This is a genomic window from Enterococcus sp. DIV1937 (genome assembly GCF_050535975.1).
Lineage (GTDB): Bacteria > Bacillota > Bacilli > Lactobacillales > Enterococcaceae > Enterococcus > Enterococcus faecalis.
The window spans coordinates 1,510,089-1,521,539 of record NZ_CP172909.1 but is presented as its reverse complement, the minus strand read 5'-3'; the positions used below and the strand labels follow the sequence as shown (position 1 = coordinate 1,521,539).

Here is an 11,451-nt window from a genome sequence, read left to right as displayed (position 1 = left end):
ATTTAGTTTATCTAAGCAACTTGGGCTACAAGTTAAACGTACTTGTAGCCCAAGTTGCTTCTTTTATGAAAAGAAGCAAGGCCTAGTGCCTCATTTTTATACTGCAGAATAAACAGACACATTTTTAAAGTGTCAGGCTTCTTTGTGTATTTCATCAAGAACGAATGGACAAACTTGCCTTTTGCCACAAATCGTTTACAATTACAATGATAGGCATAATTTATTTAGAGGTGAAGTGATTGAAGAAATACAATGTTGATTGGAATTACTGGGTTGTCCGCTTTTTATTTGTAATGGCGCTGATTGTTGGCTATTTATTAATCACGAATTATCAGCACTTTGTCCATAGTGTTTCGGGTTTATTAGGCATCTTATCCCCATTCATTACTGGGTTTGTGATTGCTTATTTATTGAGTGGAAGTCAGAAAAAAATCGAGGGATTACTAGAAAGAGTACCTTTACCAGTCGTTAAAAAAGCGAAACACGGCTTGAGTGTACTCCTTTTGTACCTGATTATTTTGTTTATTTTTGTCTTGACATTAAACTATATCGTTCCGCTACTCATTAGTAATTTAGTAGATTTAGCAAACTCTTTACCCACTTTTTATGATCACATGGTTCAGTTTGTGATGAGTTTAGAAGATAAAGGGATTTTAAAAACAGCCGCGATTGAAAAATATTTAAATAGTGTCCTTAAAGATTTGTCGCCGGAACGTTTTTTAAATCAATGGACACAAGCGTTATTTTCATTAGGAACGTTGACTAAAAATGTTTCCTCATTCTTTTTAAATGCATTTTTAACGTTGATTATCTCAATATATGCGCTGGTATTTAAGCAATCTATTTTGACATTTGTTGAAAAGGCTGCCCACAAACTGCTGTCTGAAAAAGTGTACAAGCAAACACAAACCTGGTTAAATACAACGAATAAAATTTTCTATAAATTTATCAGTTGCCAATTTCTTGATGCTTGTATAATTGGCGTTTCATCAACGATTTTGTTAAGTATTTTGAATGTGAAATTTGCTGTGACTTTGGGGATTTTATTAGGTATTTGTAATATGATTCCTTATTTTGGTTCGATTTTTGCGTCAATTGTTGCTGGTGTGATTACGCTTTTCACAGGTGGTGTTACTCAAGCAATTACGGTGTTACTAGTTTTATTAATTTTACAACAAATTGACGGTAATATTATTGGTCCTCGAATTATGGGAGATGCCCTAAATGTCAATCCGATTTTAATTATTGTTTCAATCACGATTGGGGGAGCGTACTTCGGCGTCTTAGGGATGTTTTTAGCAGTTCCTGTTGCTGCAATCATTAAAATTATTGTCTCGGAGTGGCTAAATGAATCAAAAGAAAATGATAAGATTGTAGATTCTATTGAATCCTAAAGTAAAACTTTTCGTCTCGCGCTGACGAAAAGTTTTTTAGTGAGAAAGAAAGTTTAATTATTCGGAATTTTTAATATGCTATACTTAAAGTAAATAGAAAATAAAAATTGAGGTGAATAGATGCAGTTTTTAAAAAAATATGGCGGCTATTTTTTAGTTTTAGGGGTCTTACTTGATTTTTTTACACCTTATTATGTCGGATTCAAAGATCAAGGTTACAATCAATTGACAGAAGTAATTAGCTTATTAGGTGATGTGAATAGTCCAGTTAGGGAAAACTTTAATCGGTTAACTATCATTGCGGGAATGTTGATGTTAGCAAGTTTACCTAGGATATATGCTATTTTTTCCAGAAAAACGAAAAAAGGTGCTTGGTTAGTAGTGGCAATGATTGGCGCTTATGGTTTATTTGACTGTATTTTCAGTGGTCTCTTCAGCGTAGACACTTCAACCGCTGGCACAGTTGCTGCCGCGCTTCATAACGGAGGATCAGCAGTCGGTTATACAGGCTTTTTGTTGTTATCAGGCGTCTTAACCATTATCTACAGTAAATACGGTTCGCAAAAAAATAAAAACCTTTTTGGCTTTTTGTTTATTTTATGTATGCTTGCAGCCGGCTTATATGGCTTAGCAAGGATTCCACAGTTGCAACAGGTAAAACCATTTAATTATTTAGGCTTATGGCAAAGAGTGAGTTCATTTTGTAATTATCTACCAATGCTGGCACTGTGTTTACAAACTAAAACCAATGACAAATTTGATTGAACATTTGTCATTGGTTTTTTACTAGTTAAAATTGTCTGGTAATAACTTAATTATTGGCTACGGTGACTTCACCAGTAACAGTGGCACCATCTTTTTCTAAGTCAGCAGAATCTTTGTATTCTTGTTTATCAAAAGTAATATTGCCATTAACTTTGGTACCATTTAAAGTAAAGCCATTTGCTTTCACCTCAATATCACCTTTGACAGTCCCATGAACGATGTTGAAATTTTCAGAAGAAACGATTAGCTTAGGAACCGTGATTTCATATTCAGCAGTTACTTTTTTATTATCATCTTGAGAATAAAGCGCTAATTTACGATAGACATCGTTGGAATCTTTCCCCTTATCATGGAAAGTACCAGCAACTGTTACCTCTTTATCAAAAGTGACATTGTCAGTAGCTGCGACAATCCAATTTCCTTTATCACTTAACGCCATTTCGAGTTCTTCAGGCTTGGCACTAATTGAAGCACCAGAGACTACTTCTGTACTTGAATTAGCTGTTTCTTTGCTACTAGAACTACTATCTGTTTTTTTATCAGATGAACAAGCACTAAGCAACACAAGAGCAGCAGTTGCCGTCAAAACAGTGGTGAGTACTTTAGACATTTTCATGAAAATCCCTCCAAAAAATTTATTTATTTCTTCCTTTATCATAACTGATTCAAAGGGAAATGAGTAATCATACACTCAAAGATTGAGAAGTTTGGCCAACGGGAAATTAGGATTATTCTCTCAAGAAGGTTCAGGAAATATTCAAAGTAATCATTTCTTTTTCAAATGTTCCTTTTCTGTAGTAAGCTAGTAATAGACAGAATTTAAGGAGGAGATTTTGATGCCTTGGAATATGAATGATTATCCTACATCAATGAAAAATTTAGCACCTTTGATTCGGAAAAAAGCGATAGATATTGGCAATGCGTTGCTTGCGGATGGCTACCCTGATGATCGCGCCATTCCAATTGCGATTAGTCAAGCGGAGAAATGGTATCAAGAGGCAAGTGCAGCAGACAAAAAGGCATTTGAACAAGAAGCAAATCCTACGAAACAAGATTCGCATAAACAGGATAAACATGCGGGAAAATTATTAACGGCGGCTGTCAACGTTAAATATAAAGACGGCCAATGGTTGGTGATTTCAGACAGCGCTGAAAAAGCAAGTAATACATTTACCCACAAACAAGAGGCGATTGAACGAGCCCAAGAAATTGCTCGGAATAAGCAAACAAAGCTGAAAATCTATAAGCAAGATGGTACGTTACAAGAAACCAAAGAGTATACTGAATAATTTTTCGAAACCTTGATATTCCGTTGCAATTCAAGAAACGGTTATCAAGGTTTTTTTGCGAGGGAGAAATGGACAAGTAAGAAAAAATAACAAAAGTTAAGAATGAGAATAAGACTTGCTTTTCTAGTTTTTGGTGGGTACAATTACACTAATTAAGATAAAAAATCAAAATAATTGAGGTGCTACGACAATGGAAAAAGCCAATCTTGATTGGAATAATTTAGGATTTTCTTACATTAAAACGCCCTTTCGTTATATTATTTATTGGCGAGATGGCAAGTGGGAAGAAGGCACGCTAACAGATAACAATCAGTTAACGATTAGTGAAGGTTCGCCTGCTCTACATTATGGCCAACAATGTTTTGAAGGATTAAAAGCGTATCAATGTGCAGATGGTTCTGTCAATTTGTTTCGTCCAGATGAAAATGCCAAACGGCTACAAAAAAGTTGTGCGCGTCTACTGATGCCACAAGTGCCAGTAGAAACCTTTGTTTCTGCATGCCAAGAAGTGGTGAAAGCCAACCTTGCTTATTTACCGCCATATGGAACGGGTGGCACGTTGTATCTTCGCCCTTATATGATTGGTGTCGGCGATAATATTGGCGTAGCACCTGCCAAAGAATACATTTTTTCTATTTTTTGCGTGCCGGTTGGTTCCTATTTTAAAAATGGTTTAGCACCAACCAACTTTATCGTTTCTGAATATGATCGAGCGGCGGGTCGAGGAACTGGGGTCGCTAAAGTGGGGGGCAATTATGCAGCTAGTCTTTTACCAGGTGCAGAAGCACATGAGAAAGAATTTAGTGATTGCATTTATTTAGATCCGTATACGCATACGAAAATTGAAGAAGTTGGTGCAGCCAATTTCTTTGGCATAACCAAAGATGGTACTTTTATTACGCCGAAATCAGCGTCTATTTTGCCAAGTATTACTAAATATTCATTATTGACGCTAGCAAAAGAACGTTTAGGGATGACGGCGCTTGAAGGAGACGTTTACATTGATCGATTAGCGGACTTCTCCGAAGCGGGTGCTTGTGGCACAGCGGCGATTATTTCTCCTATTGGTGGGATTCAAAACGGCACAGATTTCCATGTATTTTATAGTGAAACGGAAGTTGGACCAGTGACTAAGCAACTATATGATGAACTGGTTGGCATACAGTTTGGTGACAAAGAAGCGCCAGAAGGCTGGATTGTAAAAGTTTAAAGAGACAAAAAAGAGAGAATTCATGCTCTCTTTTTTTGTGTAGAATATTCAGAATTTTCTATAAAAAGATTGACTTTGATTCTATTTAAAGGAATAATGGAAGATACAAGATTTAAAAAAGGAGGGAAAGCTATTGCTTATTAAATCAGCAGAATCAGAAGAAATGACGATTTTTTTTGATAAAGAAAACCAACCAAATACACAAGTTCAAATGGGCATTATTACATTACAGCCTGGTGAAAAACGGCCTTTAGCTGGATATGCTCGCCATGAACAGGATGAATATTCTTATGTGATTTCTGGCGAAGCACATACGATTTTAGAAGATGGTCAAGACTTAGTCGGAAAAGCTGGACAAGCCCAATTAATTGAAGCTGGTGAGGGGCACATTAATTATAATGATGGGTTGGAGCCAGCGGTCGTTGTCTGGATGCTTGTGGAAAGGACAAAATAAAAGGGGAGCTGTCTTTCTGTAAGTAAAAGCATAAAAAAATGAAGAGTTATAGGAGAAAGAAGATGAAAAAGTATTTAAAAATCACAATGGTTTGTATTTTATTGGTAGGATTTTTAGCTGGGTGTACCAATAAAAATGAAAATAAAAAGAAACAGAAAAATACCAAAGAAGCCGTTCAACTGATGTCACCTTCAGAATTAACAACGCTCAACACCTCTGTATTATTGGATTTTCCAGATGCTATTGTCCAAACAGCAGCGTTTGAAGGGTTATATAGTTTAGATGAACAAGACCAATTGGTACCAGCCGTAGCAAAAGCATTGCCGACGATTTCAGAAGATGGAAAAACCTACACGATTTCTTTGAGAAAAGAAGCGGTTTGGAGTAACGATGATCCTGTCACAGCACATGATTTTGAATATGCTTGGAAAAAAATGATTGATCCTAAAAACGGCTTTGTCTATAGTTTCCTCATCGTTGAAACAATTCAAAATGGTGCAGAAATCTCAGCGGGGAAATTAGCACCCAATGAACTAGGTGTCACAGCTGTGGATGATTATACATTAAAGGTGACGCTCAAAGAGCCAAAACCGTACTTTACGTCCTTGTTAGCTTTTCCGACATTTTTCCCGCAAAATCAAAAAGTAGTCGAACAATTTGGTGCGGACTATGGAACTGCTAGTGATAAAGTCGTCTATAATGGTCCGTTCGTGGTAAAAGATTGGCAGCAAACAAAGATGGACTGGCAACTAGCAAAAAATAATCGCTATTGGGATCACCAGAACGTGCGCTCAGACATTATCAATTATACGGTTATCAAAGAAACATCTACCGCATTGAATCTTTTTGAAGATGGACAATTAGATGTGGCTACACTAAGTGGTGAATTGGCGCAACAGAATAAAAATAATACGTTGTATCATTCGTACCCAACAGCGACAATGAACTATTTGCGCTTAAATCAAAAACGGAAAGGGCAAGCAACGCCGCTTGCAAACGAAAACCTGCGTAAAGCGTTGGCTTTAGGAATAGATAAAGAAAATCTAGTCAATAATATTATTGCAGATGGTTCTAAAGCGCTACATGGTGCGGTTACGGAAGGCTTTGTGGCGAATCCCACAACGGGACTCGATTTTCGTCAAGAAGCAGGTGATTTAATGGTTTATAACAAAGAAAAAGCGCAAAGTTATTGGAAAAAAGCACAAGCAGAATTAGGAGAAAAGGTTAACGTTGAATTGATGGTAACAGATGATGGTTCTTACAAAAAAATTGGTGAAAGTTTGCAAGGCTCGCTACAAGAACTGTTTCCTGGTTTGACAATAGAGCTAACCGCATTGCCGACCGAAGCTGCATTGAACTTTGGGCGAGAAAGTGACTATGATTTATTCTTAATTTACTGGACACCAGACTATCAAGACCCTATTTCTACCCTAATGACTTTATACAAGGGCAATGATCGCAATTATCAGAACCCTGTCTATGACAAATTATTAGATGAAGCAGCCACAACCTATGCCTTAGAGCCAGAAAAAAGATGGGCGACACTGATTGCGGCTGAAAAAGAAGTGATTGAAACGACTGCTGGCATGATTCCACTTAGCCAAAATGAACAAACAGTCCTGCAAAATGATAAAGTCAAAGGCTTGAATTTTCATACCTTTGGCGCTCCGTTAACGTTAAAAAATGTTTATAAGGAAAAATAAAAAGAGAGCCTGGGCTGAAAATCGCTTTTGATTTTCGGCCCAGGCTTAAATCCTGCTTTTTAACCCAAAATTTGTCACCATTTAGCCTTTTCGGGTTTTATCTCGAACGCTTCTGTTCTAATAGTTCAGAATCAGGTGCAGTGTGTGGCTGGGCATATTTTTTCATATATGTCGGCAAGGCTTGACTAATCTTCGTTGGTAAAACAACATAGTCGGTTTTGGCCAAATCATCTCCAATGAGACTGTGTAAGTAGACGGCGCCAGCAATGGTTTCAATTGTCGGCTTAAACTGAGCTAAAAAACCAGCAATGATGCCAGCCAAGGTATCCCCAGTTCCGCCAGTAGCCATCCCAGGGTTGCCACCTGTATTTTGAAAAGGTTCTCCTGCGTGGAAAATTGTGGTGCGATGACTTTTTAAAACAATCGTACTGCCTAATTTTGCTTGTTGGCGCTGGTTATTTACCAGTGTTTGTTGCTCGATAGGTAAGTGACTCAAACGTTGCCATTCCATTTGATGAGGTGTGAAAACAACTTTTTCAGGATAGGTAAGGGAAAAATTGCCTTGGCTAAACAGGGTAATTGCTGAGCCATCGATAATTAACCATTGTTGTTTTTGATGTTGGGCGAGTACCATCTTTAATATTTGTTGTGCAGTAGCATCTAAGCCTAAACCTGGACCAATTAAAATAACCTCCGCTTGCTCTACGACGTCCGTTAGAAGGACTGTTTCTTCAAAGCCCACGACCATCGCTTCTGGGCATCTTGCATGTAAAGGCCCGTGATTTTTAACATCAGTAATCACAGTGGTGAGACCAGCGCCACTATTGATACACGCTTCGGTACTCATGATGATGGCTCCGCCGTATTGACGGTTTCCTCCGATTAATACGACACGCCCAAAATTGCTTTTATAAGAGTCGGAGGGGCGTTGAGTGATGACTTCCTCTAAAATGTCCTTGCTTAAATAGCGCATTCTATCACTCCTTTTCTTGGGATTTCTTTGTTCTCAGTATACTACAAGAGCCCCGAAAAAATCAGTTTATTAATGTTAAAAGTTACTCTATTGAAGGCAATGAGGTGTATAATAAGGACCAGATAAATGAGTTAGGAGAGTGAAACAGATGGAAGAGAAAAAAACATTTTATATGAGTGGCTACGTAGGAATTGCGAGCTTATTAGTTATTTTAATTGCGGGAATTGGTTTATTTATTTATGGAGCAAGTCATACCAATGGAGTTCTTGTTGTTTTAGGTATTATTTTGTTAGTTGGGGCTATTTTATTTTTAAGTTCCTTAACTATTGTTAGTCCCAACCAGGCGAAAGCGATTTTATTTTTTGGTCGTTACTTAGGTACGATTAAAGAAAATGGGTTGTTTATTACCATTCCATTTACGCAAAAAATGAACATTTCTTTGAAAGTACGAAATTTCAATAGTTCTCTATTAAAAGTCAATGACTCTGACGGGAATCCAATCGAAATCTCTGCGGTCATTGTTTTTCGGGTAGTCGATACAGCTAAGGCGTTATTTAATGTCGATTATTATCAAGACTTTGTGGAAATTCAAAGCGAAACGGCAATCCGGCATGTAGCAACACAATATCCTTATGACACTTTTTCAGATAATGATGTAACTCTGCGAGGAAATACCGAACAAATTTCCGAGGAGTTAACCAAAGAATTGCAAGAACGCTTAGCAGTGGCTGGTGTAGAGGTTATCGAAACACGGTTGAATCATTTAGCTTATGCAACTGAAATAGCTAGCTCCATGTTGCAAAGACAGCAAGCAAAAGCAATCTTAGCGGCTCGACAAACAATTGTTGAAGGTGCGGTAAGCATGACACAAATGGCCTTAGAACAGATCGAAGAAGGGCAAGAAATTAATTTTACCGATGAACGAAAAGTACAACTTATTAATAATTTACTAGTCTCAATCATTACTGATAAAGGCACACAACCAGTTATTAATACAGGCGATGTTTCTTCTTAAAGAGGAAGCAACGCTAAAAATAGCAAAAAAAGAGTCATCTTTCCGATGACTCTTTTTTTTGATAAACACGAACATTATATAATTTTAATCTATAATATTTCGGTTTTTCTTTGACATCTCTTTTTCTCATTGTTAGAATAACAGTGAAAAAAGGCGGAAGGAGTTATTACATTCATGAAACCATTAGTCGCTGTGATTATGGGAAGTACCTCAGACTGGGCAACGATGAAAGCTGCTTGTCTTGTGTTGGAAGAGTTGGGAATTCCTTATGAAAAACGAGTGATATCAGCACATAGGACCCCTGATTTGATGTTTCGTTTTGCAGAGGAATCACGAACAAAAGGATTGAAGGTTATTATCGCTGGCGCTGGTGGAGCGGCCCATTTACCAGGGATGGTAGCTGCAAAGACAACCTTACCTGTCATTGGTGTTCCAGTTAAAACACGAACATTAAACGGTATTGATTCACTGTTGTCTATTGTGCAGATGCCAGGGGGAGTTCCTGTAGCAACAACTGCGATTGGCTCAGCAGGTGCTGCCAATGCTGGCTTATTAGCTGCAGAAATACTAAGTATTGATGATTTACAGTTAGCAGAAAGAATCCAAGCAAGACGACAATCATTGGAAAAAGCGGTTATGGAAAGTGGGGAACAACTTGAATAAACCTTTAAAAGTCGGAGCAACTATTGGCATTATAGGTGGGGGACAGTTAGGGCGAATGCTAGTCATGAGTGGTAAAAAAATGGGTTTCCAAATGATTGTGTTGGACCCGACGCTCAATAGTCCAGCTGGTCAAGTAGCTGACCGTCAAATTGTGGCAGCCTTTGATCAGACATCTGCTTTAACTGAACTAGCAGAGTTATGCGATGTGATCACCTATGAATTTGAAAATATTGAAGTGGCCTCCCTAGAAAAGGCCATTCCACTAGAAAAGCTGCCACAAGGAACAGAATTGTTAAAAATTACTCAAAATCGATTGCTTGAAAAAACGTTTCTTCAATCGATTGGCTGTAAGATTGCCCCTTTTGCGGAAGTGAAAAGTCAGAAAGAGCTGCCACAAGCAACAGAAAAGATTGGTTTTCCATGTGTCTTAAAAACTATTCAAGGTGGATACGATGGAAAAGGACAGGTCGTCTTAAAATGCGAAGAGGATTTCTCCCAAGCGACTGAATTATTAGCTAACGCCACTTGTGAATTAGAAAAGTGGGTGCCTTTCACTAAAGAACTTTCAATCATCGTTGCAGGGAATAAGCATGGTTACCAAAGCTTTCCTGCATCTGAAAACATTCATCGAAAGAATATCTTGCATGAATCAATTGTGCCCGCTCGAATTTCTGAGAATGTGCAACAAAAAGCAGCGGAATTGGCGCAACACATTGCTGAGGAATTAAATTTATCTGGGGTTTTAGCTATCGAACTGTTTTTAACGGATTCAGAAGAGTTGTACGTCAATGAATTAGCGCCACGGCCTCATAACTCAGGTCATTACTCTATTGAAGCTTGCTCATTTAGTCAATTTGATGCGCATATTCGAGGGATTAGCAATTGGGGAATTGGGTTACCCCAGTTACTTCAACCAGTGGTTATGGTGAATCTCTTAGGTGAACACTTAGAAAAAAGCTACCAGTTATGCACGTCAAAACCCACTTGGCAAGTCCATTACTATGGAAAAGCTGAATCAAAAGTGGGCAGAAAAATGGGCCACGTCACCATTACAACACCTTGCTTATCAGAAACGTTAAAGGAAATTGAGGCTGTTGGTATTTGGAACGTAACTTAATAAATGCTTGCTCCAAGCAAGTTTTTTATTTTTACATTCGACAAACACGAACGATTATTGTTTTTTTGTAACTAATGTAAGTTTTTGTCTGATGTAAATCAGCTGACTTAGAAAGAATAGGGTTCATGAAGCTAACGAGAAGAGGGAAAGAATGGAAAAGAAAGCACTTGTGTATACAGGAAAAGCGAAGAAGTTGTATCAAACAGAAAATGCAGCGGTTCTTTTTGTGGAATATCTTGATCAAGCAACAGCTTTAAATGGTCAAAAAAAAGACAAAGTTCTTGGGAAAGGCGCTTTAAATAATCAAATCACTAGTCTAATTTTTGAACATTTACAGCAACAGAAGATTCCCAATCATTTTATCAAAAAAGTATCTGAACACGAACAATTAATTCAGGCCGTAGAAATGATTCCTTTGGAAGTTGTCGTACGTAATTATGCGGCAGGAAGTTTTTCAAAACGTTTAGCGATTGAAGAGGGCACTAAATTAGTGACGCCCATTATTGAATTTTATTACAAAGAAGATCGTCTGGATGATCCTTTTATTAACGAAGACCATATTCAATTTCTAAAAGTAGCCACTCCTGCTGAAATTGTGGAGATTAAAGCATTGGCTTTACAAATTAATCAGGCGCTTAGTCAACTCTTTCAACGCCTCAATATTTGTTTGATCGATTTTAAAATCGAGATTGGTCGGACGAAGGCCAATCAATTGTTACTGGCAGATGAAATTTCTCCAGACACCTGTCGTCTATGGGATTTAAACACAAACGAACATCTGGATAAAGATGTTTATCGCCGTGAATTAGGAGAAATAGTTCCTGTATATGAAGAAGTTTTACAACGTTTACTAACAGCTAATTGAGGA

Annotated in this window: 12 protein-coding genes; 10 read left to right on the top strand and 2 right to left on the bottom strand. The window is 37.7% G+C overall.

Annotated features, from left to right (window positions below; genetic code table 11):
• Positions 1-239 precede the first annotated feature (239 nt).
• Entirely contained in the window at positions 240-1,394 is a 1,155-nt protein-coding gene (locus IGL13_RS07405) for an AI-2E family transporter (RefSeq protein WP_002386882.1), read from the top strand.
• 120 nt (positions 1,395-1,514) lie between these two features.
• Positions 1,515-2,159 carry a DUF998 domain-containing protein gene (locus IGL13_RS07400; RefSeq protein WP_002378408.1) on the top strand — a complete coding sequence of 215 codons (645 nt, stop codon included), beginning with the start codon at positions 1,515-1,517 and terminating at the stop codon, positions 2,157-2,159.
• A gap of 46 nt (positions 2,160-2,205) precedes the next feature.
• Here the strand turns inward: IGL13_RS07400 and IGL13_RS07395 are convergent, their stop codons facing one another.
• Positions 2,206-2,817, bottom strand: a complete 612-nt coding sequence (locus IGL13_RS07395) for a lipoprotein (protein WP_002382413.1) — start codon at positions 2,815-2,817, stop codon at positions 2,206-2,208.
• Between the two features lie 178 nt (positions 2,818-2,995).
• On the opposite strand from IGL13_RS07395, the gene IGL13_RS07390 reads away from it, so the two are divergent.
• The 4 genes from IGL13_RS07390 (at position 2,996) to IGL13_RS07375 (ending at position 6,815) form a co-directional block, all read left to right on the top strand.
• Positions 2,996-3,448: a DUF2188 domain-containing protein gene (locus IGL13_RS07390; protein ID WP_002369264.1), complete on the top strand. Its 453-nt coding sequence runs from the start codon at positions 2,996-2,998 to the stop codon at positions 3,446-3,448.
• 190 nt (positions 3,449-3,638) lie between these two features.
• Positions 3,639-4,658, top strand: coding sequence for a branched-chain amino acid aminotransferase (locus tag IGL13_RS07385; RefSeq protein WP_430604576.1), 1,020 nt, complete (start codon positions 3,639-3,641; stop codon positions 4,656-4,658).
• A gap of 133 nt (positions 4,659-4,791) precedes the next feature.
• Entirely contained in the window at positions 4,792-5,112 is a 321-nt protein-coding gene (locus IGL13_RS07380) for a cupin domain-containing protein (RefSeq protein WP_002378407.1), read from the top strand.
• 62 nt (positions 5,113-5,174) lie between these two features.
• Positions 5,175-6,815: a peptide ABC transporter substrate-binding protein gene (locus IGL13_RS07375; protein ID WP_002378406.1), complete on the top strand. Its 1,641-nt coding sequence runs from the start codon at positions 5,175-5,177 to the stop codon at positions 6,813-6,815.
• A 97-nt stretch (positions 6,816-6,912) separates the two neighbouring features.
• Here the strand turns inward: IGL13_RS07375 and IGL13_RS07370 are convergent, their stop codons facing one another.
• A complete protein-coding gene (locus tag IGL13_RS07370) occupies positions 6,913-7,788 on the bottom strand; it encodes an NAD(P)H-hydrate dehydratase (RefSeq protein ID WP_002364088.1) in 876 nt (291 codons plus the stop codon).
• Between the two features lie 148 nt (positions 7,789-7,936).
• Between IGL13_RS07370 and IGL13_RS07365 the strand changes: the two genes are divergently transcribed.
• The 4 genes from IGL13_RS07365 (at position 7,937) to purC (ending at position 11,448) form a co-directional block, all read left to right on the top strand.
• On the top strand, positions 7,937-8,803 hold the full coding sequence (locus IGL13_RS07365) for an SPFH domain-containing protein (RefSeq protein ID WP_002357267.1): 867 nt from the start codon (positions 7,937-7,939) through the stop codon (positions 8,801-8,803).
• A gap of 174 nt (positions 8,804-8,977) precedes the next feature.
• Positions 8,978-9,466 (top strand): 5-(carboxyamino)imidazole ribonucleotide mutase, encoded by a 489-nt coding sequence (purE, locus tag IGL13_RS07360; protein ID WP_002378405.1) that lies wholly within the window; start codon positions 8,978-8,980, stop codon positions 9,464-9,466.
• Positions 9,459-10,583, top strand: coding sequence for a 5-(carboxyamino)imidazole ribonucleotide synthase (gene purK, locus IGL13_RS07355; protein WP_002397378.1), 1,125 nt, complete (start codon positions 9,459-9,461; stop codon positions 10,581-10,583). Before purE ends, purK begins: the two co-directional genes overlap by 8 nt.
• 151 nt (positions 10,584-10,734) lie before the next feature.
• Positions 10,735-11,448 carry a phosphoribosylaminoimidazolesuccinocarboxamide synthase gene (gene purC, locus IGL13_RS07350; RefSeq protein ID WP_002357270.1) on the top strand — a complete coding sequence of 238 codons (714 nt, stop codon included), beginning with the start codon at positions 10,735-10,737 and terminating at the stop codon, positions 11,446-11,448.
• Positions 11,449-11,451 lie beyond the last annotated feature (3 nt).